We start from the raw sequence: 22,027 nt of genomic DNA, 5'->3' as shown, positions 1-22,027 counted from the left end.
CGGGTCAGTCAGTGCGGACCCGCCGTACCTCGGCGAAGCGGGCGGCGGGCCGGCGGTCGACCGAGACCTGACCGGTCAGGGCGAGCGGCTGGAGGGCGACCAGGACGTCGCCCTCCCCGCGGCCGTTGCGGAAGTGCCGGAGCGTCTGGCGGGCCACCTCGCGGGCCGACGCGCGGACGTCGTGGTGGGACTCGACGTGGACGCGACCGGCCTCGCCCTCGGTGGCGGCGCGCTCGGCGTCGACCAGCCGGGCGGTGATGCTGTCGGCGAGCTGGCGCACGTTCCCGACGTCGACCAGCACCCCGGCCTGCGGCGGCACGCTGTCCTCCATGCCGGTGGTCCGGGTCGCCACGACACTGCGGCCCGCGGCCATCGCCTCCAGCGGCGCGACCGCCATGCCCTCCCAGCGCGAGGGCGCCGCCACCACGTCGGCGGCGGCCAGCCAGTCCTCGACGTCGTTGCGGGAGCCGACCAGCCGGACGTCGTCGAGCGTGTCGGCCCGCTGCTGGAGCTCGTCGCGGTCGGGCCCGTCGCCGACCAGGACCAGCAGCGCGCCGGGCACCCGCTCGCGGACGTGCGGCCAGGCGTCGAGCAGGTCGCCCTGACCCTTCTGTGCCGTCAGCCTCCCCACGCACAGCACGGTGGGGACGTCGGGCAGGCCCAGCCGGCGGCGGGCCGCCTGCCGGGCCGCGTCGCCCCGGGGGTGGAACCGCTCGACGTCCACGCCGTTGAAGGCCACCGTCGCGCCGGCACGGATGCCCTGCTGCTCGCCGACGAGCTGCTCGCCGCGACTCACGCAGACCAGCTCGGTGGTCCAGCGCTGGGCGTGCCGCTCCCAGCGGATCGTCGCCCAGCGCAGGGGGCCGCGCACGGCCTCGAAGGACCAGGCGTGCGGCTGGAACAGGGTGGTACGACGGCCGCGCACGGCCAGCCGCCCGGCAAGCCCGGCCTTGGCGCTGTGCAGGTGGACGACGTCGGGGTCGACGCGCTCGACGATGCGCTGCAGCCGTCGTACCTCTCCGGGGACGGTGGGGCCCGGGCTGCGCCGGGCCTCCCAGCGCAGCACCCGGGCGCCGGCCCCGCGGGCGGCCGCGGCCAGCCAGCCGGACGACGGGCAGGCGACCGTCACGTCCCAGCCGCGGGCGACCTGGTCGCGGACGTAGCCCAGCAGCACGTCGGCCACGCCCTCGGTGGTGGGCTGGGCGACGTGCAGGACGCGGGGTACGGCGTCACCGAGCCGCGTGGGCGGGGTCCGGCGCGCGTCCTCCTCGGCCTCCGAGGCCGGCATCAGCACCAGTGGCCGGTCCCCGCCGGGCGCCGGTCGAGCCAGGGTGCGGGCGGTGCGGAGCAGGATCTTCACGTCCGTCCACAGCGACCAGTTCTCGATGTAGTGGTTGTCGAAGCGGACCCGGGCCTCGATGGGGGTGTCGCCGCGCAGGTCGTTGACCTGGGCCCACCCCGTGAGGCCGGCAGCGACCCGGTGGCGGTCGTCGTACCGCTCGTGCTGGGCGGTGAACTCCTGCACGAAGTAGGGCCGTTCCGGGCGCGGGCCGACCAGGCTCATGTCGCCGCGCAGCACGTTGACCAGCTGGGGCAGCTCGTCGAGGCTGGTCCGCCGCAGGAACCGGCCCACCGGGCCGAGCCGGTCGTCGTGGTCGATGGACCAGGCGGTCGCGCTCTCCGCCTCCGAGGCGGGCTTCAGGGAGCGGAACTTGTAGAGCTGGAACGGCCGGCCGTGCCGGCCGACCCGCAGCTGGCGGAAGATCACGCCGGGTCCGGTCTCGACCCGCACGGCCAGGGCGCAGGCGAGCATGATCGGGGCGAGCAGCACCAGGGCGACCCCGGACGCGGTGACGTCGAGCAGCCGCTTCAGCAAGAGCGTCACCGGGCGCAGCCCCCAGCGTCGCAGGCGCATCAGCGCGATGTCGCCGACCACCTCGACCCGGCGGTGGTGGTCGAGCCCCATCATCTCGAAGAAGCGGGGGACGACGAAGACCTGGTGGTCGCGCTCCAGGCACCGGCGGACGACGTCGGTGGTCTCCGCGTCCGGCTGGTCGGGGAAGGCGAAGACGACGTCGTGGACGCCGAGGTCGACCATCGCGCTCTCGAGCCGGTCCAGGCCACCGAGGTAGGGGACCGGCAGGTCGCGCGGGTCGACCTGCGGGGCCGAGTCGACGATGCCGACCGGACGGAGGCCGTGCTGGGGGCGGGCCAGGAAGGTCCGGGTCAGCCGGACCCCGACCGTCCCGGCACCGACGACGATCACGGGGTGGGAGCTGCGGCCGCTGCGCCGCAGCGCGTGGGCCAGCGCGTAGACCGCCGTCCGGAGCACCACCATCGCCACGAACGTCACGCCGGCGGTGGTCGCCAGCTCGAGCAGGGTCGAGGTGTCGAGCCGGCGGCTGGGGGCGGCGACCAGCAGCACGGTTGCCGCCACCGCGGCGGTGAAGGCCAGCTTCGGGATGTCCTCGATGACCGACAGGACCAGGCGCGAGCGGTGCAGCCCGGTCCCGGCAGCGGCCAGCACGGCGGCGACGGTGCCCACGGCGACCACGGTCGCCGACCAGCCCGGCCGGAGCGCGACCACGGCCAGCAGGACCGAGAGCGGGTCGACCAGGACCAGCAGCGGGCGGATGCCGCGCAGCGGCAGTGCGTCTCGTGCGCCTGCGCGCATGCGGGCCCCCTGGTTTCCTCGGCGTTCCTCGGCCGAGACGAACGGGGGACTCATGCCCCGTGGTCGGGGGTCGGGAAACCCCGGGTCCCGCCTGCCAGGATGGAGCGGTGCCGCTGACGCTCCCGCCGTTCGTCCTCGGGTTCGCCGATCGGGGTCCCGCCTGGGCGGCCTGGGTCGACCGGCTGCCGCGGCTCGTCGACGACGTGCTGGCCGAGTGGGAGCTGACCCGGGACGGCGAGCCGATGCACGGCTGGACCGCGCTGGTGCTCCCGGTCCTCGACCGCTCGGGGACCCGGGCCGTCCTGAAGCTGGCCTGCCCGCCGGTGCCCGGTCTCGAGGAGGAGACGCATGAGGCGCTCGCGCTGCAGCGGATCGGGGGCGACGGCGCCGTGCGCCTGCTGCGCGCCGACCCGGGCCGCCGGCTGCTGCTCCTCGAGCGACTGCACCAACAGGACCTGACGCAGGTGTGGGACGTCGAGGCCTGCGAGGTGGTCGGCGGGCTCTACGCGCGCATCCACCTCCCGGCACCGCCCCAGCTGCGGCCGCTTACGTCGTACGTCGGGGCCTGGACCGAACGGCTGGCCGCCCTGCCCCGCGACGCCCCGGTCCCGCACCGGCTGGTGGAGCAGGCGGTCTCGCTCGGCCGCGACCTGGTCGCCGATCCGGGCAGCGACGGCACGATGATCCACGGCGACCTGCACTACGAGAACGTGCTCGCCGCCGACCGCGAGCCGTGGCTGGTCATCGACCCCAAGCCGGTCAGCGGCGACCCGCACTACGAGGTCGCTCCGCTGCTCTGGAACCGCTGGGACGAGCTGGCCGGCGGCTACCGCGACGGCGTACGACGGCGCTTCCACGCGACGATCGACGCGGCGGGGCTCGACGAGGACCGGGCGCGCGACTGGGTGGTGGTGCGGATGCTGCACCAGGCCCTGTGGGAGCTGGAGGAGCCGCGGTCGCCGGACAAGGGCTGGCTGACCACCTGCGTGACGATCGCCAAGGCGGTGCAGGAGTGAGCCACCTCGTCTCCGTGAACGTCGGCACGCCCCGCGAGGCGGACTGGGCGATGATCGGTCGCACCAGCATCGACAAGCTCGCCGTCCCCGGACCGGTCATGGTCGGCCGGCTCGGGCTCGCGGGCGACCAGGTCTCGGACCGGCGCCACCACGGCGGCGCCGACCAGGCCGTCTACGCCTTCGCCCGCGAGGACCTCGACGGGTGGGCCGCCGAGCTGGGCCAGGAAGTGCGCGACGGTCAGTTCGGCGAGAACCTCACCACCGCCGGCATCGACGTCAACGAGGCCGAGATCGGCGAGCGGTGGCGCATCGGCGACGTCGTCCTCGAGGTCGCTTCGGTCCGCACGCCCTGCCAGGACTTCAAGGTCTGGATGGGCCGCTCCGGGTACGACGACACCGCCTGGGTCCGCCGCTTCGCCCAGGTGGCCCGCCCCGGCCCCTACCTGCGGGTGCTCGCCGAGGGCGAGCTCGCCGCCGGCGACCCGCTCGAGGTCGTCCACCAGCCCGGTCACGGCGTGACCGTCTCGCTGGTCTTCCGGGCCCTGCTGCTCGACCACCACCTGCTCCCGCGCCTGGTCGACGTCGACGGCCTGGCGCCCAAGGTGCGCCGCCGCGCCCGGGAGTACGTCGCCGCGCAGGGCTGAGGGGTGGCGCGTGAGTTTCATCGGCTGGCCGATGAAACTCACGCCGGGACGACAAAGGTTCATCGTCCAGGCTCCAGGTTCATCGGCCAGCCGATGAAACTCTCATCCCGCCCGGCGCCGACCAGCCCGTACGACGCGACGCGGGCAACCCACCTGAGGATTCCGGACACGCTCGCCCGTTCGGGTTACCCGCGAGTTGTCTAGTGACGTAGGTTACTCCGCAACAAGCCGCGCTTGGGAGGGTGCCGGGGACCGCCAGCCTCCCGCCGCCATCCCCTGCAGGAGTGACATGCCCGCCAACCATGACACGAGCTTCGTCGACCATCTCGAGCCCAATGTGGCCGTGCAGTTCCTCAACCGGGTGGCCGCCACGCCCGGCACCGAGGCGTTCCGCTTCCCGCGAGGGGAGGCGTGGGAGTCCGTCACCTGGCAGCAGGCCGGGGACCGGGTCTCCCGGCTCGCCGCCGGGCTGCTCGCCCTCGGCCTGGAGCCCGAGCAGCGGGTCGGCATCGCCGCCGGCACCCGCTACGAGTGGATCCTCGCCGACCTGGCCGTGATGTGCGCCGGGGCCGCGACGACCACCGTCTACCCGACCACGAACGGCGAGGACACGGCGTACATCCTCGGCGACGCGGAGTGCCGCGTGGTCTTCGCCGAGGACGACGAGCAGATCGCCAAGCTGCGCGAGCACAAGAACGAGCTGCCGCACCTGTCGAAGGTCGTGACCTTCGACGGCGCCACCGACGGTGACTGGGTCATCGACCTCGACGGTCTCGCCGAGCTCGGAGAGGCCTACCTCGCCGACCACCCCGACGTGATCGAGCAGACCGCCAAGTCGATCCCGCCGGACCAGCTGGCGACGCTGGTCTACACCTCCGGCACCACCGGCAAGCCCAAGGGCGTGCGGCTCAAGCACAGCTCCTGGGTCTACGAGGGCGCGGCGATCAAGGCCCAGGACATCCTGCACGAGGACGACCTGCAGTTCCTGTGGTTGCCGATGGCCCACGTGTTCGGCAAGGTGCTGCTCTCGACCCAGCTGGCCTGCGGCTTCGCGACGGCCATCGACGGCCGGGTCGACAAGATCGTCGAGAACCTCGGCATCGTGAAGCCCACCTTCATGGGCGCCGCGCCGCGCATCTTCGAGAAGGCCCACGGCCGGATCGTCACCATGCAGGCGGCCGAGGGTGGCCTGAAGGAGAAGCTGTTCCTCAAGGCGTTCGAGGTCGGCATCAAGGTCGACAAGCTCAAGCGCGAGGGGCAGGGCGTCCCGTTCCTGCTCAACCTGCAGCACGGGCTCTTCGACAAGCTGGTCTTCAGCAAGGTGCGCGAGCGGTTCGGTGGCCGGGTCCGGTTCTTCATCTCCGGCTCCGCGGCGCTGAACTCCGAGATCGCGGAGTGGTTCCACGCGGCCGGCATCCTCATCCTCGAGGGCTACGGCATGACCGAGAACTCCGCGGGCGCGACGGTCAACCACCCCGAGGAGTACAAGATCGGCACGGTCGGCCCCGCGCTGCCCGGCGCGGAGATCCGCATCGGCGAGGGCGACGAGGTCCAGATCAAGGGCCCGCACGTCATGGAGGGCTACCACAACCTCCCCGAGGAGACCGCCAAGGCGTTCACCGAGGACGGCTGGCTGCGCACCGGCGACAAGGGCAGCATCGACGCCGACGGCTTCCTCACCATCACCGGCCGGATCAAGGACCTCTTCAAGACCTCCGGCGGCAAGTACATCGCCCCGTCGGCGATCGAGTCGAAGTTCAAGGCGATCTGCCCCTACACCAGCCAGTTCATGGTCTTCGGCAACGAGCGCAACTTCGTGGTCGCGCTGGTCACCCTCGACCCCGACGCGATCGCGGGCTGGGCCGAGGAGAACGGCCAGGCCGGGAAGTCGTACACCGAGATCGTGTCGTCCCCGGAGGTCAAGGCGCTCGTCGGCGGGTACGTCGAGCAGCTGAACGCCAAGCTCAACCGCTGGGAGACCATCAAGAAGTGGGAGATCCTCGACCACGACCTGACCATCGAGTCCGGCGAGCTCACGCCCTCGATGAAGGTCAAGCGCAACATCGTCGAGGGCAACAACAAGGAGCGCATCGCCGCGTTCTACTCCTGATCCACCCGTTCCACGCCGAGTCGGCGTGAGTTCGCTGCCGAGTCGGCGCGAGCTCGCGCCGACTCGGCATTTCGGGGGCCGGATTGACTCGTTCGAACAGGTGTTCGATGATGGAGTGTGTCCTCCGCCGCCCCCGACCTGAGCCAGCTGGACCAGCTGCGGGCGCGCATGCAGGGGATGGCCGGCGGGATGCCCCGGGCGACGCTGCCGGTCCACCCGGCGCTGTCCGGGGTGGTGCAGCTGTACGCCGGCGCCAGCTACGAGGTCGACGGGCTGGGCCTGGCGATGACCCTGCTGGCCGGGCCGTCGCGGGCCGGGGAGTGGTGCGCGGTCGTCGGGATCCCCGACTTCGGGGTCGAGGCCGCGGCCGAGGCCGGCGTCGAGCTGTCGCGCACCGTGCTGGTGCCCGAGCCGGGGGAGCAGTGGCTGGAGGTCACCGCCGCGCTCGTCGACGTCGCGCCGGTCGTGCTGGTGCGCCCGGGCGGCCGGGTCGCGGCCTCGGTCGCCGAGCGGATGGGGGCGCGGCTGCGCAAGCGCGCCGCGGTGCTGCTGGTCCAGGGCGAGTGGCCGCGCTGCGAGGCCCGGCTCGGCGTCGAGGAGCCGGTCTGGTCGGGGGTCGGGCAGGGCCACGGGCACCTCCGGGCCCGCCGGGCCGCGGTCGTCGTACGACGGGGGGCGGCGCCGCCCCGCCGCTCCGAGCTGTGGCTGCCCGACCCGGTGGCCGGGGCGCGCCGCGCCGAGCCCGCCGTACACGCTCTGGAGGAGGCCGGATGACCGGCGTCCTGGAGAAGCGGGTCCTGGTCGTCTGGTGCCCGGACTGGCCGGTGGTCGCGGCCGCAGGCGAGGCCGGGCTGCCCGACCGGCTGCCCGCGGCGGTCTTCCACGCCAACCTGGTCCAGGCCTGCAACGAGCCCGCCCGCGCCCTCGGCGTACGACGGGGGATGCGGCGGCGCGACGCCCAGGGCCGGTGCCCCGAGCTGGCCGTGCTGGCGGCGTCGCCCGAGCGCGACGCGCGCGCCTTCGAGGACGTGCTGGTCGCGGTCGAGCAGCTCCGCCCCGGTATCGCCCCGCTGCGGCCCGGGCTGGTGGCCCTGCGCTCGCCCGGCCGCTTCTACGGCGGCGAGGAGGAGGCGGGCGCGGTGCTCGCGGAGCGGCTGGTGACGCTGGGGGTCTGGGACAGCCGCACCGGCGTGGCCGACGAGCTGTTCACCGCCGAGCAGGCCGCGCGGCGGGCCCGGTCGCAGGAGAGCCTGGTGGTGCCCGCGGGCGGGTCGCCCGACTTCCTGCGCACGCTGCCGGTCGAGGTGCTCGACGATCCCGACGCGGTGAGCCTGCTGCGCCGGCTGGGGCTGCGCACCCTCGGCGACCTGGGCCGGCTGCGCGCGGCCGACGTCCGCGACCGGTTCGGCAGTCACGCCGCGTGGGTGCACCGGGTGGTCGGCGGCGACGGGGCGGTCCACCTCCCCACCCGCACGCCGCCGCCGGAGCTCGAGCGGCACGTCGACTTCGAGCCGCCGCTCGACTCGGCGGAGACGATCGTGTTCAGCGCCCGCCGTACGGCCGAGGCGTTCGTGGCGGGTCTCGCCCAGCATGGCCTGGTCTGCACCGAGGTGCGGGTCGAGGCGCGCTGCGAGGGCGAGGACCCCGAGGGCCGGCCGGCGTCGGTGCGGAGCTGGCTGCACCCCCGGTTCTTCACCGCCGCCGACCTGGTCGACCGGCTGCACTGGCAGTTGCAGGGTGGGTTCAGGGCCGGTGACGTGAGCCGGCCGGTGGAGCGGATCCGGTTCGTGCCCGAGACCGTGGTCCCCGACGCGGTGCACGCCGACGTGCTGTGGGGCGGCACCGACGAGCGGGTCGAGCGCGGCATCGCCCGGGTGCAGGGCATGCTCGGCCACGACGCGGTCGTCGTACCCGTCCTGCAGGGCGGTCGGGGTCCGGCCGACCGCCAGGCCTGGGTGCCGTGGGGCGAGCGGCCGACCGGGCTGCGCCCGACGGGCCCGCCGTGGCCCGGCAGCCTGCCCCCGCCCGCCCCGGCGCGGGTGCTGCGCACCCCCTGGCCCGCCGAGGTGTACGACGCCGCCCGCCGCCCGGTCGCCCTCGACGAGCGGGGGGCGCTGAGCGCCGACCCGGCGGTCTTCCGGCCCGGTCCCGACGAGGACCGCCAGCCGGTCGGGGCCTGGGCCGGACCGTGGGTGGTCGAGGAGCAGTGGTGGGAGTCCGGCGGCCGCCGGGTGGCCCGCTTCCAGGTGGTCGGCGTCGACGGGCGCGCCTGGCTGCTCACCCTCGACGGCGACGTCTGGTGGACCGAGGCAGGGTACGACTAGTGGGCTGGAACAACCCCGCCAACATGTCCTGGGGCGACCTGGAGGCCCGGCTCTCCGGCCGCCGGCGGCCGACCGACCCCGAGGCCCCGATCTCGACGCGCAAGCACCGGCGCGAGCAGGTCGTGGTCACCCGCCCGTCCGGTCCGGTCACGCCGTACGCCGAGCTGCACTGCCACAGCAGCTTCAGCTTCCTCGACGGCGCCAGCGGGCCGGACCACCTGGTCGTCGAGGCGGCCCGGCTGGGTCTGCACGCGCTGGCCATCACCGACCACGACGGCTTCTACGGCGCCCCGCTGTTCGCCGAGACCGCGCAGCAGCACGACGTGCGCACCGTCTACGGCGCCGAGCTGTCGCTGGGCCTGACTCGGCCGCAGCTGGGGGTGGCCGACCCGGAGGGCAGTCACCTGCTGGTGCTGGCCCGGGGGGTGGAGGGCTACCACCGGCTGGCCGCCGCGATCACCGACGCCCAGCTGCGCGGCGACGAGAAGGGCCGCCCGCTCTACGACCTCGACGAGCTGGCCGAGCGGGGGCGGGGCCACTGGCTGGTGCTCACCGGCTGCCGCAAGGGCACCGTCCGCCAGGCCCTCGCGAGCGCCGGCCCCCGGGCGGCCGCCGAGGAGGTCGACCTGCTGGTCGCGCGCTTCGGCGCCGAGCACGTCGCGGTCGAGCTGACCGACCACGGCTTCCCGCTCGACACGTCCCACAACGACCAGCTGGCCGCGGTGGCGGCCGACCGCGGGCTGCCGGTCGTCGCCACCAACAACGTCCACCACGCGACCCCCGCCGGGCACCGGACCGCGGCGGCGATGGCCGCCGTACGGGCCCGGCGGAGCCTGGCCGAGATGGACGGCTGGCTCCGTCCCTCGGGTGCGGCCAGCCTGCGCTCGGGCGCGGAGATGGCCCGCCGCTTCGCCCGGCATCCCGACGCCGTCCCGCGCAGCGTCGTCCTGGCCGACGAGTGCGCCTTCGACCTCCAGAAGGCCACCCCGCGGCTGCCCAAGAACGGCATCCCCGAGGGGCACACGCCGATGAGCCGGCTGCGCGAGCTGACCGAGCGCGGCTTCGCCGAGCGGTACGCCGGCCGCGACCTCGAGGCCGACGCGCGGGCCAAGGTCGAGATGGAGCTGGAGGTGATCGACCGCAAGGACTTCGCCGGCTACTTCGTCATCGTCCACGACATCGTCGCGTTCGCCCGGTCGCAGCAGATCCTCTGCCAGGGCCGGGGGAGCGCGGCCAGCTCGGCGGTCTGCTACGCCCTCGGCATCACCGCGATCGACCCGGTCTTCTACCGGCTGCCGTTCGAGCGGTTCATCTCCTCCCACCGCGACGAGGAGCCCGACATCGACGTCGACTTCGACTCCGACCGCCGCGAGGAGGTCATCCAGTGGGTCTACGACACCTACGGCCGCCACAACGCCGCCCAGGTCGCCAACGTGATCGGCTACCGCCCCAAGATGGCCGTCCGCGACGCCGCCAAGGCGCTCGGGCACGCCCCCGGCCAGCAGGACGCCTGGTCCAAGCAGGTCAGCTCCTGGAGCGAGGTGACGGCCGGCGACGACGTACCCCGGCAGGTCATCGACCTGGCCAACGACCTGCTCGGGGCACCGCGCCACCTCGGCATCCACTCCGGCGGGATGGTGCTCACCGAGCGGCCGATCGGCGAGGTCTGCCCGATCGAGCGGGCCCGGATGGACAAGCGCACCGTGCTGCAGTGGGACAAGGACGCCTGCGAGTTCATGGGCCTGGTGAAGTTCGACCTGCTCGGCCTCGGCATGCTCTCCGCCCTCGACCACATGATGCGGATCTCCGAGGCGCACCTCGGGGAGACGTGGGAGCTGAGCACGGTGCCGAAGGAGGAGCCGGCGGTCTTCGACATGCTCTGCCGGGCCGACTCGATCGGCGTCTTCCAGGTCGAGAGCCGGGCCCAGATCGGCACCCTCCCGCGGCTGCAGCCGCGCACGTTCTACGACCTGGCCATCGAGATCGCGCTGATCCGGCCCGGCCCGATCCAGGGCGGCGCCGTCCATCCCTACATCCGCCGCGCCACCGGCCGCGAGCCGATCACCTACCCCCACGAGGACCTGGTCCCGGTGCTGGAGCGCACCCTCGGCGTCCCGCTCTTCCAGGAGCAGCTGATGGACATGGCCAAGGCCATCGGCGACTGCACGCCCGACGAGGCCGACCTGCTGCGCCGGGCGATGGGCTCCAAGCGCGGCATCGAGCGGATCGAGAGCATCAAGGAGAAGCTGTACGCCGGGATGGCCCGCCGCGGGCTGGTCGGCGAGGACGCCGACGCGATCTACCTGAAGATCCTCTCCTTCGCGAACTTCGGCTTCGCCGAGAGCCACTCGCTGTCCTTCGCCAAGCTCGTCTACGCCAGCTCGTGGTTCAAGCTGCACTACCCCGGGGCGTTCCTGGCCGCGCTGCTGCGGGCCCAGCCGATGGGCTTCTACTCCCCGCAGTCCCTGGTCGGCGACGCCCGGCGACATGGCGTCAGCGTGCTGCGCCCCGACCTCGCCGGGTCGCGGGCCACGGCCGACCTGGAGCTGCTGCCCGGGGCCGCCCCCGGCGCGACCGGCCTGGCCGACTGCCTCCGCGACCACCCCGACCGGACGGACTTCGTCCCCGGGACGCCCGACCCGACCCCGACCCACCGGCGCGACACGTCGTACGCCGTCCGCCTGGGGCTGGACTCCGTGCGCGGCATCGGCACCGCGGTCGCGGAACGGATCGTCGCCGCCCGCGCCGAGCGGCCCTTCGACGACCAGCTCGACCTGTCGCGGCGCGCCGGCCTGGACGCACGGCAGCTGGAGGCGCTGGCCACCGCGGGGGTGTTCGAGAGCGCCGGGCTGAGCCGCCGCCGCGCGCTGTGGAACGCCGGCTGGACCGAGCGCGACGACCAGCTGGAGGGGCTGCGGATGACCGCCGACGCACCCGAGCTCCCCGAGATGGGCGCGGTCGAGACCACCCTCGCCGACCTGTGGGCCACCGGCATGACCCCCGAGGCGCACCCCTTCGTCCACCTCCGCCCCCGCCTGGCCGCCGGCGGGATCCGCAGCGTCACCGACCTCCAGCAGGTCGACTCCGGCCGCCGGGTCAGCGTCGCCGGCATGATCACCCACCGTCAGCGCCCCGGCACCGCCGGTGGCGTCACCTTCCTCAACCTCGAGGACGAGACCGGCATGCTCAACGTCATCGTCACGGTCGGGGTCTGGCGCCGCTACCGCGAGGTCGCCACCTCGTCGGCCGGCATGGTCATCCGCGGCGTGCTCGAGCACGAGGACGGCGCCACCAATCTCCTCGCCGACCGCCTCGGTCCGCTGGAGGAGGTCGATCCGACCGCCGGAGCGGCCCTGAAGGCCCGGCACCGGTCACGGGACTTCCACTGACAGTGACCACCGTCACCTGTCGGCTGAGGGGGTTCCGACGGGCGCTCAGGACTCCGTCCTTCGCTGCTCCACCACCGGTGGCGCACAGGCGACGCACAGGGACCTCGCCTTCCATGGTCCCCATGAGCGATCACCACCATGGCCACGACGAGCTTGAGGACCACGACCTCGGCCTCTCCCACGACCTCCCCAAGATCGTGGAGCGCAACCGGCTCGGCCGGCGCGGCGTCCTGTCGATCTTCGGCGGCGTCGGTGCCGCGGCGGCGCTGGTCGCCTGCGGCTCCGACGGCAGCAGCACGACGATCAGCTCCTCCGCGAGCGCGTCGGCGTCCGCCGGCGGCGGCCCCGGCGGCACCCCGCCCGACGGTGCGCCGGGCGGCGGCGGGATGGGCGCGGAGTCGGACGTGGAGGTCGCCGACGGCGAGATCCCCGAGGAGACCGCCGGCCCCTACCCGGGCGACGGCTCGAACGGGCCCAATGTGCTCAGTGAGTCCGGGATCGTCCGCAGCGACCTCACCACCAGCTTCGGCGACGCCTCCGGGGTGGCCGAGGGCGTCCCGACCACGGTCCGGCTGAAGGTCTACGACCTCAACGGCGACGACATCACCGTCCTCAGCGGCGCCGCGGTCTACCTGTGGCACTGCGACCGCAACGGCGACTACTCGATGTACTCCGAGGCGATCGCGGACGAGAACTACCTGCGCGGCGTCCAGGAGACCGACGCCGACGGGGCGGTGGAGTTCACGACGATCTTCCCCGCGGCGTACTCCGGCCGCTGGCCGCACATGCACTTCGAGGTCTACCAGTCGCTGGCCGACGCGACGACGTACACGAACAAGCTCCGCACCTCGCAGCTGGCCATCCCCGAGGCGACCTGCGACGAGGTCTACGCGACCGAGGGCTACGAGCAGAGCGCGACCAACATGGAGCAGACCCCGCTGGACAGCGACAACATCTTCTCCGACGGCTACTCGCTGCAGATGGCCAAGGCGACGGGGTCAGTCGACGAGGGCTACACGCTCACCCTGAACGTCCCGATCTGAGGCGATTGCCGGGGTGCGCGCCCGCCGGGGGATGATGGGCTGGTGCCTTCCGCCCTGCCCGCGGGCGACCCCGTCCCCGCCGACGGGGCGCTGCCCGAGACCGCGCTCGCGGAGCTCGGCCAGCGGCCGTTCGGCTTCTACGTCCACGTCCCGTTCTGCACGGTGCGCTGCGGCTACTGCGACTTCAACACCTACACCGCCGAGGAGCTCGGCCCGGTCGGCGGGGCGCCCGGCGCCTCGCGGGCGACGTACGCCGAGGCCGCCATCACCGAGGTACGACGGGCGCGGGCCGTGCTCGGCGACGTCGACCTGCCGGTCTCGACCGTCTTCTTCGGCGGCGGCACGCCCACCCTGCTGAGCGCGGCCGACCTCGGCTCCGTGGTCGCGGCGATCGCGGCCGAGTTCGGCCTCGCCGACGACGCCGAGGTGACGACCGAGTCCAACCCCGACAGCGTCGCGCTGTGGGACCTGGAGGAGCTGCGCGCGGTCGGCATCAACCGGCTCTCGTTCGGCATGCAGTCCTCGGTCGACCACGTGCTGAAGGTGCTGGACCGGACCCACGACCCGCTCCGGGTGCCCGCGGCGGTGCAGTGGGCGCGCCAGGCCGGCTTCGACAACGTCAGCCTCGACCTCATCTACGGCACGCCGGGGGAGAGCGTCGCGGACTGGGAGGCGTCGGTCGAGGCGGCCCTCGCGTGCGCGCCGGACCACGTCTCGGCGTACTCCCTCATCGTCGAGGACGGCACCGCCCTGGCCCGCCAGGTCCGCCGCGGCGAGCTGCCGATGCCCGACGAGGACGATCTCGCCGACAAGTACCAGCTCGCCGACGAGCGGTTCGAGGCCTCCGGCCTCGGCTGGTACGAGGTGTCGAACTGGTCGACCGGGCCGGCCACCCGGTGCCGTCACAACCTCCTCTACTGGACCGGCGCCGACTGGTGGGGTGTCGGCCCCGGCGCTCATTCGCACGTCGGCGGCGTCCGCTGGTGGAACGTCAAGCACCCGGCCGCGTACGCCGACCGGCTGGCCGCCGACCGCAGCCCCGCCCACGCCCGCGAGCTGCTCGGCCGGGAGGACCGCCGGGTCGAGCAGGTGCTCCTCGAGCTGCGCCTGCGCGACGGGCTGCCGGTGAACGTGCTCGACCGGGCCGGCCGGGCCGCGGTCGGGGGCCTGGTCGCCGACGGCCTGCTCACGATCGCGTCCGAGCGCCTGGTGCTCACCCCGCGCGGCCGGCTGCTCGCCGACGCGGTGGTCCGCGACCTGCTGCCCTGAGGGTCCTAGGGTGTGCGCATGACGCAGGGACCGGAGTACCCCAGCCCGCAGGACCCCTCGGGCGAGGAGCCCACCCAGCCCTACGGCGCGCGGCCCTACGGCCAGGAGCCGCCTCCGTCGCAGGAGTCGTGGGGTCAGCAGCCGCCCCCGCCGTACACGCAGCCCTACACCCAGCCGCAGCCCGGCTACCCGGCCTACCCCGGCTTCCCGGGCGCGCCGTACGGCGCCTCGCCCGCCGCGCCGTACGGCATCCACCCGATGACCGGCATCCCGTACTCCGAGAAGTCCAAGCTGGTCGCCGGGCTGCTGCAGATCCTGCTGCCGCTCGGCATCGGTCGCTTCTACATCGGCGACACCGGCATCGGCGTCGCGCAGCTGCTGGTCACGCTCTTCACCTGCGGCATCGGCTCGCTGTGGCCGATCATCGACGGCATCATCCTGCTGGCGTCGGACAGCAAGGACGCGCAGGGGCTGATGCTGCGGTCGTGAGGTGACCGCGATGCGTTCACGAGGTCTGTGATCGCGAGATCAGATGGGGTTTCGAGACGTCTCGCTCGTCCCTCGCAAGCTCGGTCCGAGCCGAGACCCTCAACCTCCCCGCCTGTCCTCCCGCGTGATCGGGCTCGTGCCTCGCCCGGTCACGCGGGAGGGGCGGTGACGAAGTCGATAAGCTCTTCGACGCGGCCGAGGAGGGCCGGGTCGAGGTCGTGGTACGACGAGACGCGGCCGAGGATCTGCTTCCAGGCGCGGGCGATGTCGGCCTGGTCGCGGTGCGGCCAGCCGAGGTGCTGGCAGACGCCCTTCTTCCATTCGATCGAGCGGGGGATGTCGGGCCAGCGCTCGAGGCCGACCCGCTCCGGCTTGACCGCGGCCCAGACATCGATGAACGGGTGGCCGACGATCAGCACGTGCTTGCCGACCGGTGACTTCGCGACCGCCTGGGCGATCCGGCTCTCCTTGGAGCCGCGGACCAGGTGGTCGACGAGCACGCCGACCTTGCGGTCGGGGCCGGGGCGGAAGGCACGGAGGTGCTCGGAGAGGTCGTCGACGCCGTCGAGGTACTCCACGACCACACCCTCGACGCGCAGGTCGTCGCCCCACACCTTCTCGACCAGCTCGGCGTCGTGGCGCCCCTCGACGAAGATCCGGCTGGCTCGGGCGACCCGAGCCTTCGCGTCGTGGACGGCGACCGAGCCGGACGCGGTGCGCGTCGGCTTCGCGGGGGCGCTCTGGCGCACCGGCGCCACCAGGATCACCGGGCGTCCCTCGAGCAGGAAGCCGGCTCCGAGGGGGAAGGTGCGCCGCCGGGACCGCCGGTCCTCGAGGGTCAGGGTGTGCAGGTCGCGGTCGACCGCGACGATCTCGCCCACCCAGTCGGTGGTGACCTCCTCGACCACGGCGCCGAGCTCGGCCGGCGCCTCGACGGCCCGCCCACGCTTGGGCGCGCGCCAGTCGCCGGAGAGGACGTCGGAGCCGTATCGATCTGCCACGTCATCACGCTAGGTCCCACCGCCGACAGTTGACGGCAGGCCGCGCCGGATCACTCGTCCTGTGACTCTTCCGACTCCTCCGAGGACTGGTCGGCCTGCTTGCCGCCGTCCAACAGGCCCTCGACGGTCTCGCCGTCGTCGAGGCCCTCGGCCAGCGGGTTGTCGTCGCCCGGGACCAGGTCCTCGGGCAGCGCCTCGTCGGGTACCCCGGGCTCGTTCTCGTGCTCGCTCATGCCCCGGTAGTACCCGCTCAGGCCAGCGGCAGGCGCTTCCCGCCCCGGGGCAGCTGCTCGTAGCCCCGGCGTACGGCGTCGGCGAGCTCCTCGGCCGGGTAGGGCCACTGGGTCGCGGCCAGGGCCTGCTCGGCCGGCACGCCCTGCGCGGCCAGGGTGCGGATGTTCTCGGCCACGATCCCGATCGCGTTGCGCTGCTCCTCGACGAAGTCGCGGTCCACGGGCGCGCCGTGCCCCGGGACGACCACGCTGGCCGCCGTGGTCAGGCCCAGGACGATGTCGAGGGTCCACGGCCACTCCAGCGGGTAGCAGTCGCCGCCGAAGCCGGGGACGGCGTGCCGCGCCGCCGACTCCTCGACCAGGTCGCCGGCGAGGAGCACGTCCGCGTCCGGGACCCGGACGACCAGGTCACCGCCGGTGTGGCCGCGTCCGGGGTGGACCAGCTCGACGAACCGGTCGCCGAGGTCGAGCGTGAGTGCCGAGGAGAAGGTGTGGTCGGCCGGCACGATCCGGGTCGCCAGCACCTCCTCGCGGTGCGGGTCGTCGGGGTCGGCGTCGTACAGGGCCCGGATCCGCTCGCCCGCGGCGACGGTGCCGGCTGCGGCGGTCTCGTGGGCGTGGATCGGGACGGCGCCGTACGACGCCCGGAACTCGTCGTTGCCGAAGGTGTGGTCGAAGTGCTCGTGGGTGTTGACGATGCCCACGACGGGGCCCACGCCGAGGCGGCGTACGTCCTCGACGACCTCGCGCGCGGCGAGGCCGGAGGCGTGCGTGTCGACGACCAGCAGTCCGTCGGCACCGCCGACGAGGGTCACGTTGACGTCGAACCAGGTGTAGCGCGCGACCCAGATCCGGTCCGCGACCTCGGTGAAGGGCACGCCTGCAGGCTAGGCCACCGGGGTCAGCAGAGCCCGGCGTGCAGCTCGCGGCGCAGCATCTCGCCCAGCTCCGCGGTGGTGCGGGCGGTGCGGGGGAACTCGATGTCGGTGAGGTGGGCGCCGTCGACGTCGATCCACCGCACCTGGACGCTGGCGGGGGAGAGGTCGGCGAGCGCCACCCCGACCAGCCGGGACATCGGGATGCCGGTCGTCGTGGAGACGGCCCGGCGCAGCTCCTCCTGGTGGCAGGTGTTGGCGTGCTCAACCGAGCGCTGGAGGTAGCCGCGGTTGAGGTGGTGGGACGGGGAGCGGAAGTGCTCGAGCGGGACCCGGTGCTGCTGGTCGGGACGGTCGTCGCCCGTCGGCGCGGGCCGGGTCAGCAGTGCGAAGTTGAGCTCCAGGACGACCACGTGGCGGGTCTCCTCGCAGCAGGCACAGTCCTCGACCCCACGCGTCTCGAGGCGACCGGCGAGGGTCAGCGTGACGGCCCGCTCGTCGGAGCCGGGGCCGCCGAGGCCGCTCTCGACCGTGATCAGGGCGCTGCGGTGGTGCTCGGCAGCGTCCGCGAGCTCGCTGCCGGGCGGGCAGGAGAACGTCGGGGTGCCGTGCACGTCCTGCATGCCGAGGGCGTCCTCGGCGAGCACGCTCGGGTGGCCGTCGACGACCAGGCTCACGCCGGCCGGGCACGCGAGGATGCTCCGGGCCTCGCCCGCGAGCTGGGCGGGGTCGAGCATCGGACGGGTGGTGGGATCCGCGGCCATGGCGCCTCCTGGTCAACTTAGGCAAGGCTAACCTACGCGATCGATCGGCGACACGGAAGTCGGTGGTCCGGATCGCGAACCGTGCTCCGTCGAGGCCTGCTAGTAGAGTTGGCACTCCGGTCAATCGAGTGCCAGGCGGGCAGCGGAGGAGGCGAGATGCAGGAGGAGCGGCGGCTCGCGGTCCTGCGGGCGATCGTCGAGGACTACGTCGCCACCGAGGAGCCGGTCGGGTCCAAGGCGCTGGTCGAGCGGCACGGCCTCGGCGTCTCGCCGGCCACGGTCCGCAACGACATGGCCGCGCTCGAGGACGAGGGCTACATCACCCAGCCCCACACCAGCGCGGGCCGGGTGCCGACCGACAAGGGCTACCGGCTCTTCGTCGACCGGCTCTCCACCGTCAAGCCGATGAGCGCGGCCGAGAAGCGCGCGATCTCGACCTTCCTCGACGGCGCCGTCGACCTCGACGACGTCGTGCAGCGCTCGGTGCGGATGCTCTCCCAGCTGACCCGCCAGGTCGCGGTCGTGCAGTACCCCACGCTCTCCCGCTCGACCGTGCGGCACGTCGAGCTGGTCTCGCTCGCGCCCAACCGGCTGCTCGTCGTCCTCATCCTCAGCACCGGCCGCGTCGAGCAGCGCCTGGTCGAGCTCGACGCCGACCTCGCCGACGACGACCTGGCCGCGCTGCGCATCCGGGTCAACCGAGCCGCGACCGGCGAGATCATCGCCGACTCGGTGACCGCGCTCCGCGCGGCCGTCCCCGAGATCGACGGCGGTGCGACGGCCGCGGTCGTCGACGTGCTCGTCGAGGCGATGCTCGACCACCGCTCCGACGGACGGATCGCCGTCGGCGGGGCCGCCAACCTCGCCCGGTACGGCGACTCCTTCGACTCGGCCGTCCGGCCGCTGCTCGAGGCGCTGGAGGAGCACGTCGTGCTGCTGAAGCTCCTCGGCGAGGCGAGCACCGGCGGCATGGTCACCGTCCGGATCGGTGCCGAAGGGCCCTACGAGGAGCTGGCCTCCACCAGCGTGGTCGCCACCGGCTACGGCCCGCGCGACGACGCGCTGGCCACCCTGGGCATCGTCGGCCCGACCCGCATGGACTACCCGGGCACGATGGCCGCGGTGCGCGCGGTCGCCCGCTACGTCTCCCGCATCCTGGACGAGGGCTGACGCCCACCCCGCCGTACCCACCACCACCGAACCACCGATAGGAACCACCTGTGAGCCAGGACCCGTACGAGCTTCTCGGTGTCGCCCGCGACGCGGACGCCGACGCCATCAAGAAGGCCTACCGGCGCCTCGCCCGTCAACTGCACCCCGACGTCAACCCGGACCCCGAGACCCAGGAGAAGTTCAAGGAGGTCTCGCGGGCCTACGAGATCCTCTCGGACCCGCAGAAGCGGGCGGCCTTCGACCGCGGCGGCGACCCGTTCGGCGGCGGCGCCGGCGGCTTCGGCCAGGGGGCGGGCTTCTCCTTCACCGACATCATGGACGCGTTCTTCGGCGGCCAGGCCGGTCCCGGCGGCGCGGCCGGCGGGCGCGGTCCGCGGCCCCGGACGCGGCGTGGCCAGGACGCGCTGATCCGGCTCGAGGTCGAGCTGGCCGAGGCCGCGTTCGGCGTCACCCGCGAGCTGACCGTCGACACCGCCGTCCTCTGCAGCACCTGCCACGGCGAGGGCGCCGCACCCGGCACCCACGCGGTGCCGTGCGAGACCTGCCGCGGGCAGGGTGAGGTCGCCCACGTCCAGCGGTCGTTCCTCGGCGAGATCCGCACCCTGCGTCCGTGCGCGGCCTGCCGCGGGCTCGGCACGGTCATCCCCGAGCCGTGCCGCGAGTGCTCCGGTGACGGTCGGGTCCGCTCGCGTCGGTCGCTCACCGTCAAGATCCCGGCGGGCGTCGACACCGGCACCCGGGTCCAGCTCTCCGAGCAGGGCGAGGTCGGCCCCGGCGGCGGCCCGGCCGGAGACCTCTACGTCGAGATCCACGTCGCGGCCCACGACGTCTTCACCCGTCAGGGCAACGACCTCCACTGCACCGTCACCGTTCCCATGTCGGCGGCCGCGCTCGGCACCACGCTGACGCTGCCGACGCTGGAGGCCGACGTCGAGCAGGGCGGCGACTCGGGCGTCGAGACGACCTTCCCCCTCGACGTACGCCCCGGCACCCAGTCCGGCACCCAGCAGGTCCTGCGCGCGCGGGGCGTCCCCGGCCTGCGCGGCGGGCGCGGCGACCTGATCGTGACCGTCGCGGTGGAGACGCCGACCAAGCTCGACCCGCGCCAGGAGGAGCTGCTGCGCGAGCTGGCGGCGATCCGCGGCGAGGAGGAGCCGACCGGCCAGCTGAAGCCCGGCTCCAAGTCGGTCTTCGGCCGGCTCCGGGACGCGTTCAACCAGCACTGATGCCGCGCTGATGTCCCTCCCCGTCCACCTGGTGCCGTCGTTGGACGGCGTCCGCGTCGGCTCGCCGGTGACGGTCGAGGGCGACGAGGCCCACCACGCCGTCGCCGTACGACGGCTGCGGGTCGGCGAGTCGGTCGTCCTCACCGACGGCCGCGGCACGTCCGTGGTCGGCGAGGTCGCCTCGACCGGCAAGCGCGTCTTCGCCGTGACGGCGACGACGGTCGACACCGCGCCGGCCCCGACGCCCGCGGTCACCGTCGTCCAGGCCCTGCCGAAGGGCGACCGCGGCGAGTTGGCCGTCGAGGTGCTGACCGAGGTCGGCGTGGCCCGGGTGGTGCCGTGGGCGGCCGCCCGCAGCGTCGCGGTGTGGAAGGGCGAGCGGGCCGAGAAGTCCCTCGCTCGCTGGCGCGCGACGGCCCGCGAGGCCGCCAAGCAGGCCCGGCGCTCCTGGTTCCCCGAGGTCGATCCGCTGGCCTCGACCGACGACGTCGTCGCGCTCGTCGGGTCGGCCGCGCTCGCGGTCGTGCTGCACGAGGAGGCCAGGCTCCCGCTGGCCGCGCTGGAGGTCCCCGCCGAGGGGCCGCTGCTGGTCGTGGTGGGCCCGGAGGGCGGCCTCACCGACGACGAGGTCGCGGCGTTCGTGGCCGCCGGCGCGACCTCGGTCCGGCTCGGCGACGAGGTGCTGCGCACCTCCACCGCGGGTGTCGTCGCGGTCGCGGCGCTGCTCGCCCGCACTCCCCGCTGGGGCTAGGACCGCAGCAGCTCCTCGACCCGCGCCGACTCCTCGGCCAGCTCCGTCCGTTCGGCCCGCGTCAGCGTCCGCAGCGTCTCGATGACCACCACGCGTCCGTCCTCGACCCGCCACAGGCCCTCGAGCCAGCCGTCGACGAACAGCGAGTTCTCCGTACCGCCGTTGACGCCCATCCACGCCGTCCGCTTCTCCGGGTCGGTGACCCGGTCGCGCCGGGCGTGGGAGAGCCACACGTTGTCGTAGCAGCCCAGCAGCCGCACGGGGGCAGGGACGTCCTCGTCGGCGAGCACGCCGTCCGGGACGTCGTAGAGCGGGCGGCCGTCCTCGTCCTCATGCCGCACCAGGTCGTCCATCGCCGCGAGGACCGGCCCGAGTCGCGTGATCGCCGACCAGGCCGTGACGTCGGCGGCCGACGCCGGTCCGAAGGCGCGCAGGTAGCGCCGCACGATCCCCGGTACGTCGGGCTCCGCGCCCGGACCGCCCAGCCAGCGGTCGGCGTACTGGTAGACCACGCCGCCCGCCTGCTTCCAGCACCCCCGCGGCGGCAGCTGGACCAGGGGAGCAGCCACCCGGGCGACCTGCCCGAGGGCGGTCGCCGGCCGGTCGGGGAAGACCTCCGCGAGCCGCTGGCCGATCGCCTTCTGCGGCAGCGGGCCCTCGGCCAGGATCGTCCGGAGCGCGGTGTCGAAGGCGGCTCGGTCGACGTCGGCCGCCCCCCGCACGTTCTGGCTGGAGCGCAGCTCCTGCTCCATCCGCGGCTGCGTCCACGCGCGCAGCGGCTGTGCGTCCACGGCGGAGAGGAGGTGGATCGTCCCGCGCATGGTCAGCAGCCGCACCAGGCTGCGGTCCTCCAGCCCGCGGGTGACGTCCTCGGGGTCGAGGGTCCGCAGCCGCGCGTGCAGCGAGAGGTACGGCGGGAGGCTCTCCTGGGCCTGCAGTCCGACCAGGTGCCCGACCAGCTCCGCCACGCCCGCGTCGGTGCGGGCCAGCAGGTGCTGACGGTGCAGCAGCGTGCGGTTCAGGCGCTGCCGGGAGAGCCTCACCGC

The 22,027-nt window shown here is 73.8% G+C and carries 18 protein-coding genes; 12 read left to right on the top strand and 6 right to left on the bottom strand.

Features of this window, described 5'->3' with window-relative positions:
• Positions 1 to 4: 4 nt before the first annotated feature.
• Complete coding sequence (locus V7S47_RS14870) at positions 5 to 2,674, bottom strand: exopolysaccharide biosynthesis polyprenyl glycosylphosphotransferase (RefSeq protein ID WP_336562285.1); 2,670 nt, start codon at positions 2,672 to 2,674, stop codon at positions 5 to 7.
• A 107-nt stretch (positions 2,675 to 2,781) separates the two neighbouring features.
• On the opposite strand from V7S47_RS14870, the gene V7S47_RS14865 reads away from it, so the two are divergent.
• From V7S47_RS14865 to V7S47_RS14825, 9 genes are all read left to right on the top strand, one after another.
• Positions 2,782 to 3,690, top strand: coding sequence for an aminoglycoside phosphotransferase family protein (locus V7S47_RS14865; RefSeq protein ID WP_336562283.1), 909 nt, complete (start codon positions 2,782 to 2,784; stop codon positions 3,688 to 3,690).
• Positions 3,687 to 4,334 (top strand): MOSC domain-containing protein, encoded by a 648-nt coding sequence (locus V7S47_RS14860; protein ID WP_336562282.1) that lies wholly within the window; start codon positions 3,687 to 3,689, stop codon positions 4,332 to 4,334. The genes V7S47_RS14865 and V7S47_RS14860 overlap by 4 nt, the downstream gene beginning before the upstream one ends.
• Before the next feature lie 289 nt (positions 4,335 to 4,623).
• Positions 4,624 to 6,444, top strand: coding sequence for an AMP-dependent synthetase/ligase (locus V7S47_RS14855; protein WP_336562280.1), 1,821 nt, complete (start codon positions 4,624 to 4,626; stop codon positions 6,442 to 6,444).
• A 117-nt stretch (positions 6,445 to 6,561) separates the two neighbouring features.
• Positions 6,562 to 7,218, top strand: coding sequence for a hypothetical protein (locus V7S47_RS14850; protein ID WP_336562279.1), 657 nt, complete (start codon positions 6,562 to 6,564; stop codon positions 7,216 to 7,218).
• Positions 7,215 to 8,768, top strand: coding sequence for a DNA polymerase Y family protein (locus tag V7S47_RS14845; protein ID WP_336562278.1), 1,554 nt, complete (start codon positions 7,215 to 7,217; stop codon positions 8,766 to 8,768). Before V7S47_RS14850 ends, V7S47_RS14845 begins: the two co-directional genes overlap by 4 nt.
• Positions 8,768 to 12,157 (top strand): error-prone DNA polymerase, encoded by a 3,390-nt coding sequence (locus tag V7S47_RS14840; protein ID WP_336562277.1) that lies wholly within the window; start codon positions 8,768 to 8,770, stop codon positions 12,155 to 12,157. The genes V7S47_RS14845 and V7S47_RS14840 overlap by 1 nt, the downstream gene beginning before the upstream one ends.
• A 122-nt stretch (positions 12,158 to 12,279) precedes the next feature.
• A complete protein-coding gene (locus tag V7S47_RS14835; protein WP_336562276.1) occupies positions 12,280 to 13,200 on the top strand; it encodes a dioxygenase family protein in 921 nt (306 codons plus the stop codon).
• A gap of 42 nt (positions 13,201 to 13,242) precedes the next feature.
• Positions 13,243 to 14,469 (top strand): radical SAM family heme chaperone HemW, encoded by a 1,227-nt coding sequence (gene hemW / locus V7S47_RS14830; RefSeq protein ID WP_336562275.1) that lies wholly within the window; start codon positions 13,243 to 13,245, stop codon positions 14,467 to 14,469.
• A gap of 18 nt (positions 14,470 to 14,487) precedes the next feature.
• Complete coding sequence (locus tag V7S47_RS14825) at positions 14,488 to 14,958, top strand: TM2 domain-containing protein (RefSeq protein WP_336562274.1); 471 nt, start codon at positions 14,488 to 14,490, stop codon at positions 14,956 to 14,958.
• A 149-nt stretch (positions 14,959 to 15,107) separates the two neighbouring features.
• Here the strand turns inward: V7S47_RS14825 and V7S47_RS14820 are convergent, their stop codons facing one another.
• The 4 genes from V7S47_RS14820 to V7S47_RS14805 are packed head-to-tail and all read right to left on the bottom strand — an operon-like array spanning position 15,108 to position 17,831.
• On the bottom strand, positions 15,108 to 15,959 hold the full coding sequence (locus V7S47_RS14820) for a DUF3097 domain-containing protein (protein ID WP_336562273.1): 852 nt from the start codon (positions 15,957 to 15,959) through the stop codon (positions 15,108 to 15,110).
• A 50-nt stretch (positions 15,960 to 16,009) separates the two neighbouring features.
• Positions 16,010 to 16,192: a hypothetical protein gene (locus tag V7S47_RS14815; RefSeq protein WP_336562272.1), complete on the bottom strand. Its 183-nt coding sequence runs from the start codon at positions 16,190 to 16,192 to the stop codon at positions 16,010 to 16,012.
• 17 nt (positions 16,193 to 16,209) lie between these two features.
• A complete protein-coding gene (locus tag V7S47_RS14810; RefSeq protein WP_336562271.1) occupies positions 16,210 to 17,070 on the bottom strand; it encodes an MBL fold metallo-hydrolase in 861 nt (286 codons plus the stop codon).
• A 23-nt stretch (positions 17,071 to 17,093) separates the two neighbouring features.
• Entirely contained in the window at positions 17,094 to 17,831 is a 738-nt protein-coding gene (locus tag V7S47_RS14805; protein ID WP_336562269.1) for a hypothetical protein, read from the bottom strand.
• A 156-nt stretch (positions 17,832 to 17,987) separates the two neighbouring features.
• On the opposite strand from V7S47_RS14805, the gene hrcA reads away from it, so the two are divergent.
• The 3 genes from hrcA to V7S47_RS14790 are packed head-to-tail and all read left to right on the top strand — an operon-like array spanning position 17,988 to position 20,981.
• Positions 17,988 to 19,001: a heat-inducible transcriptional repressor HrcA gene (gene hrcA / locus V7S47_RS14800; protein WP_336562267.1), complete on the top strand. Its 1,014-nt coding sequence runs from the start codon at positions 17,988 to 17,990 to the stop codon at positions 18,999 to 19,001.
• 50 nt (positions 19,002 to 19,051) lie between these two features.
• Entirely contained in the window at positions 19,052 to 20,230 is a 1,179-nt protein-coding gene (gene dnaJ, locus V7S47_RS14795) for a molecular chaperone DnaJ (RefSeq protein ID WP_336562266.1), read from the top strand.
• Between the two features lie 10 nt (positions 20,231 to 20,240).
• Positions 20,241 to 20,981, top strand: a complete 741-nt coding sequence (locus V7S47_RS14790) for a 16S rRNA (uracil(1498)-N(3))-methyltransferase (protein WP_336562265.1) — start codon at positions 20,241 to 20,243, stop codon at positions 20,979 to 20,981.
• On the opposite strand, the gene V7S47_RS14785 is transcribed toward V7S47_RS14790, so the two are convergent.
• On the bottom strand, positions 20,978 to 22,024 hold the full coding sequence (locus tag V7S47_RS14785; RefSeq protein WP_336562264.1) for a winged helix DNA-binding domain-containing protein: 1,047 nt from the start codon (positions 22,022 to 22,024) through the stop codon (positions 20,978 to 20,980). The two genes, V7S47_RS14790 and V7S47_RS14785, sit on opposite strands and share 4 nt — an antisense overlap.
• Positions 22,025 to 22,027: the final 3 nt, after the last annotated feature.

It is taken from the genome of Nocardioides sp. CCNWLW216 (assembly GCF_037120545.1).
Lineage (GTDB): Bacteria > Actinomycetota > Actinomycetes > Propionibacteriales > Nocardioidaceae > Nocardioides > Nocardioides lianchengensis.
The sequence above is the reverse complement of the archived record's forward strand: the minus strand, read 5'-3'. Positions and strand labels throughout refer to the sequence as shown.